A 16,135-nucleotide genomic window follows, 5' to 3' on the forward strand; every position below is an offset into this window, starting at 1 on the left:
CCTATTAATATTACAGACTTAGAATCTAATTGGCGTTATCATTATTTACGTTTACTTAACCTCATTCAGCCATAAAAGCATGATAAAAAAAGCTCTCCCCACCATTGTTGGCCTGTTTGCCTTTTCTCATGGTGCCTATGCCGATGTTTCTTTGACTTTGAAAGGCATTGATGGCGCTTTAGAAGAGAATGTCAGTGCGTATCTATCATCTATTCCAGAGAAGGATTACTCCACTTCTCTGCGTTTTCAAGCGAGATTAGATCAAAGTATCACTGAAGCGCTTAACGCGCTTGGGTATTATCATGCAAAAATTTCATACTCTATTCCTGAAGCGAATGATGAGTTAATTGTGCTCATCAAGCCGGGCTTGCCAGTGAAAGTGAAAGTCATGGATGTGGTCATCACTGGAGAGGCCAAGGACGATGAAGAGTTTGCAAAACTTATTGAGCGCTCTCCGCTCAAAGTTGGTCAAGTTTTGAATCAAGGCCAATACGACAGCCTTAAGTCAGGCATTCGTAACTTGGCGCTTCAGCGTGGTTACTTCAATGGTGAGTTTACGCTAAGTCGATTAGAGGTTATCCCTGATCTGAACGAAGCTAATGTCCGTTTGCACTACAGCAGTGGAATACGTTTCAATTTTGGCGACGTTTCTTTTATTGGCAACCACATCTGGGAAGACCGTGTCGCATCACTACAACCTTTTAAAGAAGGGGACCCATACAACGTTTCGAAGCTGGGCGAGTTTAACCAGAAGCTATCAAATACGGAGTGGTTTTCCTCAGTTTTTGTTGAGCCTGAATTGGATAGGCTTGATGATGGCCGAGACTTGCCAATTAAAGTGTCTTTATCTCCTGCTTCGAAGAATCAGATCGAGACGGGTATTGGTTACTCAACGGATGTCGGCGTTCGAGGAACGTTGAAGTGGAAGAAACCTTGGGTGAGCTCCCGAGGACACAGTTTCAACACTGCTTTATCCCTATCTAAGCCAGAGCAAACTGTGACTGCTTCTTACAAAATTCCTTTAGAAGATGTCGCTAACGATTATTATCAAGTTCAATATGGGCTTAAAAACCTAGACAACCGTGACACGCAGAGTATCGAGTCTAACCTTGCAGTGGAACGTCATTGGTTAGCAGACGGTGGTTGGCATAATACCGTTTATGTTCGTCATTTGTACGAGAGCTTTACGCAAGGTTTACAAGATGATGAATTCAACTTCGTACTTCCAGGTGCGACATTTTCTCGGACTAGGGTTCGAGGGGGCAATATGCCAATGTGGGGAGACAAGCAAAGCATCACTATTGAGTATGGTGATACCGCTATGCTTTCTGAAACTAGAGTGCTCCGCTTAATTGGCTCGACTTCTTGGATTCGTGGTATTGGAGAGAATCATCGTGGTTTGTTCCGCTTAGAAGGTGGTGCGAATATTACCGATGAACTTGAAAAGCTATCACCGTCGCTGCGTTTCTTCGCAGGTGGTGACAATAATATTCGTGGTTACGGCTATGAATCTATTTCACCTGTGGATGAGAGTGGTGCTTTGACGGGTGGTAAATACATTGTTAGCAGTACATTAGAATACCAATATCGTGTTTATGGAAACTGGTGGGCTGCAACGTTTTACGATATTGGTGATGCGTTTAATGAAACACCAGATTGGAAATCAGGTGCTGGTGTTGGTATCCGCTGGGCGTCTCCGGTGGGCCCTGTTAGTTTTGATTTTGCATGGGGGTTGGATGCAAAACCAGAACGAGAGTTTCGTATCCACTTCTCATTGGGGCCTGAGCTATGATCAAAATGATGTTTAAGTGGACCAAATGGCTGTCGCTCAGTTTGATTGGTCTATTGCTGTTGCTCATCATTATTGTCGCGACAGTTTTGTTTACCCACCCAGGCCTCAAATTTGCTTTGTGGGGAGCTGAAAAAGCATTACCACAATTGCAGATTGAAAAAGTGCAGGGTTCATTGTTTCCTCGCTTCGAACTGCATAACGTCAGTTTTGTCGATGAGTCTTTGAATATCGACGCCAAAGTCGAGCGTTTAGCTTTGGCAGTGAACTTCCGCTGTTTCTTTGACCCTAAGGTCTGTGTCGATGAGTTAAGACTGCAGGGGCTTGACTTTAAGATGCCTGAGCTACCGCCAGCAAGCGAGGAGCAAGAGGAAACACCACCACTGCGTTCTATCAGTACGCCAGTGCCAATTTTTGTTAATAAAGTCAGCTTTAATGATATCAATGTCAATGTGCTGGGCAATCAAATTGATTGGCAAACATTCTCGACCGCTTTGTCGATGCAAGGCGATCGTTTGGTGATCGCACCTACCGCGTTGAAAGACATTAATGTGGCTTTAGCACCAAGTGAAGCTGAACCTGAAGCGGTTGTTGAAGAGCCGAAAGAAGCCGATGCTACGCCGCAAGATATTGTGTTACCCGAAGTATGGATTCCGCTGACGGTGGAAGCGCGTCGTCTTGATATTCACAATTTCAAACTGGCGGGTGAAACGCCAGTGATCGTCAATCATCTTGGTTTGGTTGCAAGAGCAGGCGGTGAACGTGTTGATGTCAAAACATTAGAGCTCGACATGCCAGAAGTGGAAGGCAAGTTGAGCACACAAGTGACGCTTTCTTCTGATTACCCTATCAAAGCGCAACTGGACGCGTTAGTGAAGCACGCGGATGCTAAGGGACAAAAACTGTCGCTTTCGGTCTCGGGTTCGGTTGGTGATTTGTCACTAAATGCTACGCTTTCTGAGCTTGTACAAGCGGAGATCAAAGGAGATATTCAACCGCTTAAAACGCAGTTACCGTTTGATGTCGCGATTAAAAATGTACAGGCGCAATGGCCGCTATTTGGACAAAGCGATTACCAGGTTTCTGTACCAAGCTTGGCGGCAAAAGGCTCACTTGATGGCTACGAAGTCGCATTAGAAACCAAAGCTTCGGGCAAAGATATTCCCGCCGTTGATGTCGCACTAAACGGCAAAGGTACGTTAGAGCAAATTGACCTCGAAAGCCTTGTAGTGAAAACCTTAGGGGGCGAACTCTCTGGGAAAGTCATGGCCAATTGGGCCGCGCCAATCAACTGGCAAGCTGACTTAAACCTGAAGAACATTCAACCAGGATTGCAGTGGAAAGAAGCCGAAGGGGATATCAGCGGTAATCTTTCGACTTCGGGGTCGTTAACAGAACAAGGCGGTTGGCAAGTCAGTTTGCCTAAGTTAGACATTGACGGCATTTTGCGAGGGTATCCGCTGAATGTTGAAGGGCAACTTGAAGCGTCTGATAAGAACGGCAAAGGCGAAGACATCCAACTTACCACTCAGGGTTTAGCGCTTTCTCATGGCCCGAACCAACTGAGTGCAAAGGGTAAGATCGATAAGCAAATTCTGATGGATGTTGAGGTTAACTTCCCTGATTTTGCAAAAAGTGTTCCGGACCTTGCAGGTAAAATGCAAGGTAAAGTCGCACTACGTGGTAGCTTGAAAGAACCAGACATCAATCTTGATCTCGCTTTAAATCAGATAAACTGGCAGCAACAGGCGAACGTAGAAACGATCACCTTAAAGGGTGATGTGAAGCCTCTGCCAGCACCAAAAGCGAACATAAGCCTAATTGCGAACAACATTACCTATGACGACATAAAAGTTGATAGTGCTGACCTTGAAGTCTCTGGGGATGAAAAACTGCATCAACTGACGCTCGATGTAGTGTCTGACCTGGTGTCGACCAGTTTAGAAATTGAAGGGACATTCCAGCAGAAACCAGAAATGATTTGGGATGGGGCGCTGCGCCGCTTGACGCTGAGCTCGCAACAAGGCCCGTGGGCGTTGCAAAAATCGACCGCGGTGAAGGTCAATATCGACAAACAGATCGCGAACGTTCAAGCGCATTGTTGGTTGCAAGCGGAGTCGAGCGTATGTCTAACCGAAGACATTAGTGTCGGTAAGAGTGGCCAGGCGAAGTTAGCTATCAATGATTTTGATTTTGACCAAATCAAACAATTCCTGCCGCCAGAAACCAAGCTGCAAGGCTCGGTTAATGCACAGGCTTTTGCTAAATGGGCACCAGAGAAAAAGCCTGAAGTAACCTTAAGTGTCAATATGCCAAAAGGCCAAGTTGAACAAGCGCTTGAGCAGCCAATTAAAGTCGGTTGGGAAAGCTTCAACTTTAAAGCGGCATTAGCGAAAGACAAGCTTGATGCCGAGTGGCTATTTGATGTGAAAGATAACGGTGACTTGTCTGGTAAGGTTTCTTTACTGAATGTCTCGTCTGAAAAGCCCACTATTGATGGTAAGGTTTCACTCTCTACGTTCCACTTGGACTTCTTGGCACCGTTGATTGGTGAGTACAGCTTGTTTAAAGCAAACATGAATACTGACCTAGCGATATCAGGTGACGTCATGCATCCGAAGGTGAATGGTCAGTTCTTGATTGACCAAATGAAGCTACAGGGTGAAGTCACACCGATAGATATAAACTCAGGGCAGGTCGTCATCAACTTTAAAGGCCATCAAGCGGACTTGGATGCCGGGATTCTAACCCCGGATGGTGAGTTGAACGTTACCGGTGATGCCGACTGGCAGGACTTACAGAACTGGCGTACTAAAGCGCGTGTATTTGCTAAAGAGCTCAATGTTGATTTGCCCCCAATGGTAAAAATCAAAGTTGAGCCTGACATGACAATAGATGTGACTCCTCAGCTTGCGAAAATTGAGGGTGATATTAATTTGCCATGGGGCAGAATTGTCGTCGAAGAGCTTCCACCAAGTGCGGTAGGCGTATCGAGTGATACCGTTATTCTCGATAAAAACTTGCAGCCAGTGGACGATGTCGCTGCGATGCCGTTTGATGTGGAAACGAACATCAACATTAAAATTGGTGATGACTTCCAACTTGCCGCTTTTGGTTTAAAAGGTGGGTTGAAAGGGAACCTAAACGTGACACAAAAAGACAAAGGTCCGTTCATCGTTGGTGAAGTGAATGTTGTCGATGGTTCCTATCGTTCGTTTGGTCAGGACTTATTGATTAAAGAAGGTAAGATTCTGATGAATGGTCCACCAGATCAACCTTACTTGTCTATCAAAGCGATTCGTAATCCAGACAATACCCAAGATGATGTCATTGCGGGGGTACAAGTGTCGGGCCCAGCATCTGATCCGAGTATAGAAATTTTCTCAGAGCCAGCGATGAACCAAGCCAATGCGCTTTCTTATCTACTTCGTGGTCAAGATATTGATGGTGAAGCCGGTGGTAATGCAATGACGACTACCTTAATTGGTTTAAGCTTGGCGAAGAGTGGTCGTGTGGTTGGTGAAATCGGTGAAGCCTTTGGCGTACAGGATTTACAGCTGGACACTGCTGGGTCGGGCGATGATTCGCAAGTGACGGTGAGTGGTTATATTCTGCCAGGTTTGCAGGTGAAATATGGTGTCGGCATCTTTAACTCCCTAGGTGAGTTCACTGTGCGTTACCGATTGATGCAAGACTTGTATTTAGAAGCGGTATCTGGTGTAGATAGCGCCGTTGACCTACTCTATCAGTTTGAGTTCGATTAAAGTGCTTTAACCTAAGCATATACAGTCATGACTAAGGAGTGGTTATGCAGCATTTGATTTTTGTCTACGGCACGTTACGCAAGGGAGAGTACAACCATCAGTATTTGCGCTCGGCGCAGTTTCTTGGTTTACATGAAACGGATGCTCAATTTGCAATGTATGACTTAGGCCCTTATCCAGCGTTGTCTGTTGGGCAACGCTCGATTCAAGGTGAAGTGTATCTGATTGATGATGAAACCTTATCCGAGCTAGATAAGTTGGAAGATGTGCCAGTGGAATATCGCCGAGAGAGCATCGTCACGCCGTTTGGCCAAGCTTGGATCTACTTATATCAAGATACTGAGCAATTAACCGAAGAAATCTCTTCCGGCGATTGGTGTCAAAAGGTGTGAGCTATACTGACATTATCAAAGCAACGAGCTAAACACTAAGGAGTCACGATGAAAACATTCGTAATTGGAGTAATGGCGTTGCTTCTTGCTGCATGCGCACAAACAACACTACCGACTTCGAATAATGTGACCGATTGGCAAGTGTTTGGTAAGCAGTCAGCTTTAGATGGATTACGGGAGTTATCTGAGGAGCGAATTGCGAAGCTGGATGATGTTAACCATGCGACGCCAGAACTGATAATGGCTTATCAAGCGGGTTACCAGCAAGGCAAACAAGAGTATTGTGAGCAAAGTGCTTATATGCTCGGTGTTATCGGGCGTCCGTATTTTGGCATTTGTGATGATGTTGACCCCTTCTTTCAACATGACTACGACGCTGGACGAATGTCTTCAGCAGGCGCACCTATCTAGTTGACACAGGTAAGATGAAAGCAAAAGAGCTGCCCTAGAGCAGCTCTTTTTAATTTTGTATCAGCAGTGATGCTTATTTTTTCTGAGCTCGCTCGTAAGATTCTAGGATTTCAGCTTTAGCGGCAGCAACATCTGCCCACCCATCCACTTTCACCCATTTGCCTGCTTCAAGCTCTTTGTAACGCTCAAAGAATTGCGTGATCTGCGCTTTCAGTAGTTCTGGGATATCGTCCACATCTTGGATGTGCTCGTACTCTTTCGAGATTTTTGAGTGGGGAACCGCAAACACTTTTGCATCTTCACCCGATTCATCTGTCATCTTCAAAACGCCAACAGGACGGCAGCGAATGACTGAACCTGGCATGAGTGGGTATGGTGTTGGTACCAATACGTCGACTGGGTCGCCATCAAGAGACAGGGTATTGTTCACGTAGCCATAGTTGCATGGGTAGAACATTGGTGCAGACATGAAACGGTCGACAAATACAGCACCAGAGTCTTTATCTACTTCGTACTTGATTGGATCTGCATTTGCAGGAATTTCGATAACGACATAGATATCTTCAGGCAGCGACTTGCCTGCTGGTACATGGTTTAAGCTCATTAGAATATTCCTTTTCATTAACGATGAGTCACACAAAAGCGGCTTCATCTGATGATAAATTCGCGTTTCACTTTAGCGACAAAAACGCGGCAGGTAAACACCTGCCGCGTTGGACAAAGGTCTGAAATTATTCTTCGTCGCGGTGCAGTTCAAGGAACTCTTCAACTTTGCGAACCATGTTCTTCGAACCCACAAAGAAAGGTACACGCTGGTGCAACTCAGTAGGCTTGATGTCCATAATGCGATTCACGCCGTCCGATGCAATGCCGCCAGCTTGCTCAATGAGGAATGCCATAGGGTTACATTCGTAAAGCAGGCGTAGCTTGCCTTGTGGGTGGCTTTGTGTGCTTGGGTAAAGGTAGATACCACCTTTCAGTAGGTTGCGGTGGAAATCAGCAACCAGCGAGCCAATGTAGCGAGAAGTGTATGGGCGACCGTCTTCTGGCACGTTTTCTTGGCAGTACTTGATGTACTTCTTCACCCCTTGAGGGAAACGAATGTAATTACCTTCGTTGATGGAGTAGATCTTACCATCATCAGGAATCATCATGTTTTCATGAGAAAGACAGAAGCTGCCGATAGATGGGTCGTAAGTAAAGCCGTTTACGCCGTTACCAGTTGTGTATACCAACATGGTGGAGGAGCCGTAAATTACGTAGCCCGCAGCCACTTGTTTGTGACCAGGTTGTAGGAAGTCTTCTTCAGTTGGTGGAGTACCGATTGGAGAAACACGACGGTAAATCGAGAAGATAGTACCAACAGAGACGTTCACATCGATGTTAGAAGAACCATCAAGTGGGTCCATCAGTACTACATATTTGGCGTTTTGGTTGAGTTCTTTATTGAACGCAACTGCTTCGTCTTCTTCTTCACTGGCAACGCCACACACTTGATCACGAGCTTCAAGCGCGGCTTTGAACTTATCGTTCGCGTAAACATCGAGCTTTTGCTGATCTTCACCTTGGACATTTTCCGTGCCTACAGCACCAGTGATATCACCGAGACCCGCTGCGTTGATTTCGCGGTTAACGATTTTTGCAGCTAAACGAATGGAGGCTAAAAGGGATGATAGATCACCGCTAGCGTGGGGGAAATCCGCTTGTTTTTCGACAATGAACTCGCCTAGGGTGCGCAGTCCTGACATGGTTAATCCTTACATTTTCATTTCATTGGGGGTAGTGCGCAAGTGAGCATCTCTTTATGGATGTTAAACGATTGCGCTGGATGTAAGTTTAAGTCGCAGATCTTTTTAATGGTAATGAAGTAACTGTTTGAGATCTCAATTTATTTGTAGACTTATTTGAGGGATTCATCAGTAAGCAAGAGGTTGTACAGTCTGTGTTCAACCTTGTCATATTTGTGAAAGGGACTGCAAGAAGAAGGCTAAAGTCACTCGCTTTTCAGGCGGTAATCGCGATAATGAAAGCATTAAAAAACGCATTACAAGGTTTAGTTTATGCACATTCATATCTTGGGTATCTGTGGCACATTTATGGGCGGCGCAGCGATTCTAGCGCGCCAATTAGGACATAAAGTCACTGGTTCTGATGCCAACGTTTATCCGCCAATGAGCACACTGCTTGAGTCTCAAGGTATTGAAATTATTGAAGGCTTTGACCCGTCTCAACTCGAGCCTCAACCAGATCTTGTGGTGATTGGTAATGCGATGAGCCGTGGTAACCCTTGTGTCGAGCATGTGCTCAACACTAACATGCGTTACACCTCTGGCCCGCAGTGGCTCAACGAGTTTTTGCTGCATGATCGTTGGGTATTGGCGGTATCGGGTACACATGGGAAAACGACCACGTCGAGCATGCTTGCTTGGATACTTGAAGATTGTGGTTATCAACCGGGTTTCTTAGTCGGTGGGGTACTCGGTAACTTCGGAGTGTCTGCTCGTTTGGGTGAAAGTATGTTTTTTGTCGTTGAAGCGGACGAATATGACAGTGCTTTTTTCGATAAGCGTTCTAAGTTTGTGCATTACCATCCTCGCACTTTAATCATGAACAATCTTGAGTTTGATCATGCTGATATCTTCGATGATCTAGAAGCGATCAAGCGCCAATTCCATCATTTAGTGCGAACTGTACCGGGCAATGGATTGATCTTAGCGCCGAGAAAAGATCAGGCGTTAGCGGATGTATTAGAGCGTGGCTGCTGGACTGAAAAACAGTTCTCTGGTGAGAATGGTGACTGGCAAGCGCACAAATTAGTGCTTGATGGCTCGAAATTTGACGTTGCGTTGCAAGGCGAGAAGGTTGGTACCGTCGAATGGAATTTGGTGGGTGACCACAATGTGGATAATGCGCTGATGGCAATCGCTGCTGCACGACATGTTGGAGTCACTCCGGATCTTGCTTGCCAAGCATTAGGGCGTTTCATCAATACCAAGCGCCGTTTAGAGCTGAAAGGTGAAGAACAAGGTGTGACGGTTTACGATGATTTTGCGCATCACCCAACGGCAATTGAACTTACTGTCGGTGGTTTGCGTAACAAGGTAGGTGAAAAACGCATCCTAGCTGTGTTAGAGCCGCGTTCTGCAACCATGAAGCGTGGCGTACACAAAAACACACTTGCAGAGTCACTACACAGTGCAGATGAAGTCTTCTTGTTCCAGCCAGATAATATCGAGTGGTCTGTGCAAGACATTGCCGACCAATGCACACAGCCAGCGTTTGTCGATGCGGATATAGATAACTTTGTAGCCAAGATCGTCGAACGTGCGCGACCAGGTGACCAAATTCTAGTCATGAGTAACGGTGGCTTTGGTGGTATTCACGGAAAACTTCTTGAGCAGTTAAAACAAAAAGCCTGATTGATATGCAAAACAAAACACAACCCTCTCACAAAAAAGCCATCACGTTGGCATTAACGGGGGCTTCTGGTGCTCCCTATGGCCTTCGTCTTTTAGAATGCTTGGTTGCGGCGGATTATCATGTCTACGTTCTGATTTCTTCGGCGGCTCGTGTCGTGATGGCAACCGAGCATAATCTTAAGCTACCAAGTGGCCCAGAAGCAGCACAGCAAGCATTAGTAGAGCATCTGAACTGCAATCCAAATAACATCACCGTTTGCGGTAAAGACGATTGGTTCTCGCCGGTTGCGTCTGGTTCTGCTGCACCCAAGCAAATGGTGGTTTGCCCATGCTCTGCGGGAAGCGTTGCGGCCATAGCACACGGTATGTCGGACAACTTGATCGAACGGGCCGCTGATGTAGTAATGAAAGAGCGCGGGCAGCTGTTGCTCGTGGTTCGCGAAACACCATTCTCAACGCTGCATCTGGAGAACATGCACAAACTGTCGCAAATGGGCGTCACCATCATGCCAGCAGCTCCAGGCTTCTATCATCAGCCAAAGAGCATTGAAGACTTAGTGGATTTTATGGTGGCGAGAATTCTTGACCACTTAGGTATTGAGCAAGGTTTGGTGCCTCGTTGGGGTTATGACCAGCGATCGTGAGCTGATTGTGTAACCACTCAAATACCTTTACAATTCATCCAACTCATCGGGGAGCAAACCCATTTAGCATTGAGTCAATCAATGCATTGGGGCGCTGAGACCTAAGTGTTTAACTAGGGACCCGTATTACCTGAACCAGATAATGCTGGCGTAGGAATTGAGTCTGGATATTGGAAGTCCTTAATAGCCGCCTCAAACCCTGTGCCGCTCAACTTATTTCTCTGAAATACTCATGGAGAGCGAGCAGTGAAACCCACTCTAAATCTGATTGCCTTAGCTGCAATCACCTCTACTTCAGCGTTTGCCGCTGAAAACACATTAACCATCTATACCTACGACTCTTTTGCCGCAGATTGGGGGCCGGGTCCTAAAATCGAGCAAGCTTTTGAAGCAAAATGTGGCTGTGACGTTAACTTCGTAGCGTTGGACGATGGCGTGTCGATTCTGAATCGTCTTCGTCTTGAAGGCGGTAATAGCAAAGCGGACATCGTATTAGGTTTGGATAACAATCTGATGGCAGAAGCGAAGAAAACCGGTCTGCTTGCCGAGCACAATGTGGATACGGCTAACACAGTGTTACCAAACGGTTGGAGTGACACGACGTTTGTACCGTACGATTACGGCTACTTCGCGTTTGTGTACAACAAAGAGAAACTCGCTAATCCGCCGAAAAGCATGAAAGAGCTGGTGGAAACGCGCGACGATCTGAAAGTGATTTACCAAGATCCGCGGACTTCAACGCCGGGCCAAGGCTTAATGCTATGGATGAAATCTATTTATGGCGACGATGTGACGCAAGCGTGGCAGAAGCTAGCGAGCAAAACCGTAACGGTCACGAAAGGTTGGTCTGAGGCGTATTCTATGTTCCTCAATGGTGAGTCCGATTTAGTGCTTTCTTACACCACTTCACCTGCGTACCACTTAATTGCGGAAAACGATTCGAAGTTTGCTACGGCGAATTTTGCTGAAGGCCACTACATGCAAGTTGAAGTAGCCGCCAAAGTGAAAGGGGCAAAAAATTCAGAACTTGCTGATCAATTTATGAGTTTCATTTTAAGTGATGAGTTCCAATCGGCGATGCCAACGGGTAACTGGATGTACCCAGTCACTGACGTTGAGTTACCTAAAGGTTTTGAAACTTTGAGTGTTCCAAGCAAGTCGTTGAGCTTTAGTGCTGATGAAGTGGCAAAAATGCGTAAGTCTTGGATTCGCGAATGGCAAAGCGCATTGACGTTTTAGCTGACGTTTCCATCCTCATCTGAATGAGATAGGTTTTACCTTTGAATTCTGTTCCAAAAATAGGTTTAGGGGTCGCGATGATCATCGCGACCTTTGTTATTTCTGCCCTAGGTGCTTTGATTGTTCAAGCCCCTTCACTTGATGTGTCTGTGGTATGGGGCGACCCGTACTATCAACATGTCACCAAGTTCAGTTTCTACCAAGCGTTTCTTTCCACATTGCTCAGTGTTGGCTTTGCCATTCCAGTAGCGCACGCACTTTCGCGTCGCCAATTTATTGGTAAATCATTACTGCTTAAGCTGTTTGCATCGACACTGGTTTTGCCGGTTTTGGTTGGTGTTTTTGGGCTGTTAGCGATTTATGGCAACAGTGGTTTGTTGGCGCAGTGGTTGCAAAGTTTCGACACTAAACTGCCATTCTCTATTTACGGTTTGAACGGCATTTTACTCGCCCATGTGTTCTTTAATTTACCTTACGCGGCACGATTGCTTCTGCAAGCCTTGGAGTCTATTCCTGCCGAGCAGCATAAGCTTTGCGCGCATCTTGGGATGAGCCATTGGGATAAGTTTCGCTGGGTAGAATGGCCGCGTTTAAGGCAGCAGCTTCCCCACGTTTGTGGGTTGGTGTTTATGTTGTGCTTTACCAGTTTTGCCACTGTAATGGCGTTGGGGGGCGGGCCAAAATCCACCACCATTGAATTGGCCATTTACCAAGCGATTAAGTTTGATTTTGATTTACAAGCTGGGGCGTTATTGGCGCTGTGGCAGATGCTGTTATGTGGACTGCTTGCTATTGGAGTGCAGAAGTTAACAAGGCCTGTTTCTATCAGTGCTGGAAGCACATCAGTACAGCAATATTTAACGAAGGATCATGGGTGGTCAAAAGCTTGGGATAGCTTTTGGATCATAGGTGTCTTTTTACTGGTAATACCGCCGTTATTGATGGTGTTACTGAGTGGTATCAACCAACAAGTTTGGACAGTATTAACCGATGAGCGTTTTTGGTCTGCGCTATTGAACTCCCTCAAAGTCGCCTGTGTCGCTAGCGCGCTTGCGGTCGCTGCAGGGGTGTCCATACTATTGACCAGTCGCCGTTGGCGGTTGCAGTACAAAAACACGCGAGCCGATCAGATAGAGTTAATCGGCACCATTATTTTGGTGACTCCAGGTCTGGTGATTAGCACCGGTTTATTCTTACTACTGCGCGCATTTACCGATGTTTTTAGCTTGGCATTTTTTGTCGTGATTTGGGTGAACGGTTTGATGGCTTTGCCTTACGTGATCAAAACGCTAGCGCAGCCAATGCTGCACATTGAACAACAGTATCAGTATGTATGTGCCAGCTTAGGCATGCGTGGCTGGCAACGGTTTAAAGTGGTGGAGTGGCAGGCGCTACGCAAGCCGTTTGCACATGCGTTTGCGATCAGCTTTATGTTTGCAATAGGGGATTTAAGTGCCATAGCACTGTTTGGTGGACAAGAGTTTCGTACCTTACCTCTGTATTTGTTCCAGTTGCTTGGCAGTTATCAGATGGACGCAGCTGCGGTGGTATCGGTGACCCTATTGTTGTTGAGTGTGGGCTGTTTTGCCTTGATTGAGAAAGTATTGAAAACGAAGGAGAGAGCGTAATGTTAGTGTTGGATGATGTGCAGTACACCTACCAACGTGAACTGTTTCGTTTTGACTTAACGATTGAGCAAGGACAGATTGTGTCGCTGATGGGACCAAGTGGGGCAGGGAAGTCAACCTTGCTGGCGTTGGTGGCAGGATTCATCCATCCTGACCGTGGTGATATTTGTGTTGATGGTGAGTCCATTGTGCGTAAAGAGCCTTATCTGCGTCCGTTCTCTATGTTGTTCCAAGAGCACAATTTGTTTGCTCATTTATCGGTGCGTGACAACATCGGTTTGGGCTTACACCCGGGGCTAAAGCTCACGGTGGACCAAAATCGTCAGATTGAACAAGCCGCGCAGCAAGTTGGTGTTGCAGAGTACCTCGACCGTTTGCCAGAGCATCTTTCTGGTGGCCAGCGTCAACGTGTTGCCTTAGCGCGTTGTTTTGTTCAGCCTCATCCCATGTGGCTATTGGATGAGCCGTTCTCGGCGCTTGATCCGGTGTTGCGTGAAGAGATGCTGAGCTTGGTAAAAAAACTGGCAGCAGAGCGGGGAATAACCGTATTGATGGTCACGCACCATTTAAGCGATGCCAAAGCGATTGCCAGCCACTTTGTGTTTGTGGCGGATGGTAAAGTGGAAGCCGCGGGTGATATGTCTGCATTGAGTGAACAGCATGCTAGTGAGAAGCTTGCGGCATTTATCCGAGCCGCATGCTAGTGCCTGATAGTTGCTAGGTCATGCTTCTCCGCAACACAAACCATGCCTAGGGCCAAATTCAAATTGAGATCTTAAGCTCATGATATGGTCAATCATTGCTTGTACGCGCCGTGGGCGGTTTGCTCCAGGACGATAGACTAGATAAATAGGCATTGGTACCGTGTGCCATTGCGGTAACACTCTGACTAAGGTGCCACTTTCTAGCTCTTGCGTCATGTTCTGCACAGGTAAGTTAGCGATGCCTAGTCCTTTAAGTGCGCCTTTCAATATTGCTTCTACAGTTGTACTTGAGAAGTTACTGGTTATTGAAACATTGACGGTATTATCGTGTGAGATCAGCGTCCAAGGCCCTATTTCTGAAACATATTGATACCTCAAACAGTTGTGTTTTGTCAGATCTTCTGGCGTTTCAGGTACGCCGAACTCAGCTAAATACTCAGGGCTAGCAGCCAGGACTCGAGTGGTATAGCCTAATTTTTTTGCGATCAATCGATCATCAACTATCTGACCGACTCGAATTGCCATATCAAAGCCGTGTGAAAACAGATCAACAAAATCGTTCGATGCTTCTAACGCAATTTGTACTTTTGGCCATTGTTTTAAAAATGGCAAAAAGATGTGTTCCGCCATATACGCATCCAACGCTGGTGGCGCGGAAATACGCAGCCGGCCTTGGATCTGTTGTTCCATCTCCTGTACGTCATGGCCAATTGAGTGGAATTCCTCAACTAAGCTTGCAGCACGCTCTAAAACCATTTGGCCAGCTTCGGTGATCACTAACTTTCGGGTTGTGCGCTCTAGCAGTTTGGCTTCAAAGTGTTGTTCGAGTTTGGTTATGGCTTTACTAACAGTAGATTTTGGTAGGTTTAACTCCAGCGCGCACTTGGTTAAGCTCAGTAGTCGACAGCTTGTGACAAAGATAGAAAGCGTTCTAAAGTCAATTGTTTCTAAATTGCGAACAATCACTTTCAATTATCCATATTGTTTCAATATTAATCTGATTATAGTCTGGCACCTCATCCTTAGCCATCAAGTTATTGTCATTTGAGGTAAACACCATGTCCAACTCTGTAGACTTATTTTCTCCTATCGAACTCGGTCAATTAGCATTAGATAACCGTGCCATTATGGCGCCTTTAACGCGAGCTCGTGCTGGCGCAGACCATATTCCTAATGACCTTATGGTTGAATACTACGCTCAACGTGCGAGTGCCGGACTTATCATTGCTGAATGCACCATGGTGATGGAAGGTACGTCTGCTTTCATGGCAGAGCCGGGCATTTACAACGAAGAGCAAATCGCAGCTTGGAAAAAGGTAACGGATGCGGTTCATGAGAGAGGCGGTAAGATTGTACTGCAAATTTGGCATGCGGGGCGAGCTTGTCATCCTGATCTGAATGAAGGAAAAACACCTGTAGCGGCGAGCGCATTGGCCATTCGTGATGAATTAGTCCATACCCCTTCGGGTAAGCAAGCATATACGGTACCACGAGCACTCGAAGTGGATGAGATAGCTTCCATTGTTGCGGCGTTTAAACAAGGTGCAGAAAACGCCAAGAAAGCCGGCTTTGATGGGGTCGAGATACATGGCGCCAATGGTTATCTTATTGATAACTTCCTTCGTGACGGCTCAAATTTACGTACCGATGAATACGGTGGCTCGGTTGAAAATCGTGCTCGATTTTTACTTGAGATAGTGAAAGAAGTCGTTGAGGTGTGGGGACCCGGAAGAGTCGGTCTGCGTACATCTCCGCTAAATGGATTTAATGACATGAAAGACAGTGATCCAGTTGGTTTGGTGCGTTACTTAGCAGAGCAACTTAATTCTTTCGATCTTGCTTATTGGCACGTGATGCGTGCGGATCTGAAAGGCGTACAAAAAGCAGATGTTCTCAAGCCAGCACGCGAAAACTATCAAGGTCACTTAATGGCGAACGTGGGCTACAGTGCACAAGAAGCGGCAACAGCAATTGCAGAAAACAAAGTTGATGTGGTCGCATTTGGCGTTCCCTTTATCGCAAACCCAGATTTAGTTGAGCGATTTAAGAAAAATGCACCTCTTAATGAGGCGAAACCAGAACACTTTTATTTGGGTGGAGCAGAAGGTTATACCGATTACCCAGTGATGGCATAACCCTTACTTG

At 46.3% G+C, this 16,135-nt stretch carries 13 protein-coding genes and 1 riboswitch; of the genes, 10 read left to right on the forward strand and 3 right to left on the reverse strand.

Annotated features, from left to right (window positions below; translation table 11 throughout):
• Window positions 1-79 precede the first annotated feature (79 nt).
• Genes R7Q48_RS17005 through R7Q48_RS17020 form a run of 4 tightly spaced genes read left to right on the forward strand, consistent with a single transcriptional unit; the run spans window position 80 to window position 6,356 of the window.
• Window positions 80-1,792 carry an autotransporter assembly complex protein TamA gene (locus R7Q48_RS17005; protein WP_005383121.1) on the forward strand — a complete coding sequence of 571 codons (1,713 nt, stop codon included), beginning with the start codon at window positions 80-82 and terminating at the stop codon, window positions 1,790-1,792.
• Window positions 1,789-5,553 carry a translocation/assembly module TamB domain-containing protein gene (locus R7Q48_RS17010; RefSeq protein WP_256903149.1) on the forward strand — a complete coding sequence of 1,255 codons (3,765 nt, stop codon included), beginning with the start codon at window positions 1,789-1,791 and terminating at the stop codon, window positions 5,551-5,553. The genes R7Q48_RS17005 and R7Q48_RS17010 overlap by 4 nt, the downstream gene beginning before the upstream one ends.
• A gap of 44 nt (window positions 5,554-5,597) precedes the next feature.
• Complete coding sequence (locus R7Q48_RS17015) at window positions 5,598-5,945, forward strand: gamma-glutamylcyclotransferase (RefSeq protein WP_206953619.1); 348 nt, start codon at window positions 5,598-5,600, stop codon at window positions 5,943-5,945.
• Window positions 5,946-5,993: 48 nt separating this feature from the next.
• Window positions 5,994-6,356, forward strand: a complete 363-nt coding sequence (locus tag R7Q48_RS17020) for a DUF2799 domain-containing protein (RefSeq protein WP_025768360.1) — start codon at window positions 5,994-5,996, stop codon at window positions 6,354-6,356.
• Window positions 6,357-6,429: 73 nt separating this feature from the next.
• Here R7Q48_RS17020 and ppa read toward each other — a convergent pair whose 3' ends face one another.
• Both ppa and fbp read right to left on the reverse strand, forming a co-directional pair.
• Window positions 6,430-6,960 carry an inorganic diphosphatase gene (gene ppa, locus R7Q48_RS17025; RefSeq protein WP_005379635.1) on the reverse strand — a complete coding sequence of 177 codons (531 nt, stop codon included), beginning with the start codon at window positions 6,958-6,960 and terminating at the stop codon, window positions 6,430-6,432.
• Between the two features lie 127 nt (window positions 6,961-7,087).
• The gene (gene fbp / locus R7Q48_RS17030) at window positions 7,088-8,104 is read right to left on the reverse strand and encodes a class 1 fructose-bisphosphatase (RefSeq protein ID WP_005383114.1); all 1,017 of its coding nucleotides are present in this window, start codon (window positions 8,102-8,104) and stop codon (window positions 7,088-7,090) included.
• A 312-nt stretch (window positions 8,105-8,416) separates the two neighbouring features.
• Here fbp and mpl point away from each other — a divergent pair, with 312 nt between their 5' ends.
• The 5 genes from mpl to thiQ all read left to right on the forward strand — a co-directional run bounded on the left by mpl (window position 8,417) and on the right by thiQ (window position 13,990).
• Window positions 8,417-9,775, forward strand: coding sequence for a UDP-N-acetylmuramate:L-alanyl-gamma-D-glutamyl-meso-diaminopimelate ligase (gene mpl / locus R7Q48_RS17035; RefSeq protein WP_256903148.1), 1,359 nt, complete (start codon window positions 8,417-8,419; stop codon window positions 9,773-9,775).
• Between the two features lie 5 nt (window positions 9,776-9,780).
• The gene (locus R7Q48_RS17040; protein ID WP_025768362.1) at window positions 9,781-10,419 is read left to right on the forward strand and encodes a flavin prenyltransferase UbiX; all 639 of its coding nucleotides are present in this window, start codon (window positions 9,781-9,783) and stop codon (window positions 10,417-10,419) included.
• Between the two features lie 37 nt (window positions 10,420-10,456).
• Window positions 10,457-10,593, forward strand: a riboswitch (TPP riboswitch).
• A gap of 72 nt (window positions 10,594-10,665) precedes the next feature.
• On the forward strand, window positions 10,666-11,658 hold the full coding sequence (thiB, locus tag R7Q48_RS17045; RefSeq protein WP_130544794.1) for a thiamine ABC transporter substrate binding subunit: 993 nt from the start codon (window positions 10,666-10,668) through the stop codon (window positions 11,656-11,658).
• 41 nt (window positions 11,659-11,699) lie between these two features.
• Entirely contained in the window at window positions 11,700-13,286 is a 1,587-nt protein-coding gene (gene thiP / locus R7Q48_RS17050) for a thiamine/thiamine pyrophosphate ABC transporter permease ThiP (RefSeq protein WP_256903147.1), read from the forward strand.
• Window positions 13,286-13,990: a thiamine ABC transporter ATP-binding protein gene (gene thiQ, locus R7Q48_RS17055; protein ID WP_005379648.1), complete on the forward strand. Its 705-nt coding sequence runs from the start codon at window positions 13,286-13,288 to the stop codon at window positions 13,988-13,990. The genes thiP and thiQ overlap by 1 nt, the downstream gene beginning before the upstream one ends.
• Before the next feature lie 18 nt (window positions 13,991-14,008).
• Here thiQ and R7Q48_RS17060 read toward each other — a convergent pair whose 3' ends face one another.
• The gene (locus R7Q48_RS17060; protein WP_005379650.1) at window positions 14,009-14,956 is read right to left on the reverse strand and encodes a LysR family transcriptional regulator; all 948 of its coding nucleotides are present in this window, start codon (window positions 14,954-14,956) and stop codon (window positions 14,009-14,011) included.
• Window positions 14,957-15,048: 92 nt separating this feature from the next.
• Between R7Q48_RS17060 and R7Q48_RS17065 the strand changes: the two genes are divergently transcribed.
• Window positions 15,049-16,125 carry an alkene reductase gene (locus R7Q48_RS17065; RefSeq protein WP_025768366.1) on the forward strand — a complete coding sequence of 359 codons (1,077 nt, stop codon included), beginning with the start codon at window positions 15,049-15,051 and terminating at the stop codon, window positions 16,123-16,125.
• The last annotated feature ends 10 nt before the right edge of the window (window positions 16,126-16,135 follow it).

The organism is Vibrio sp. 378, assembly GCF_033339435.1.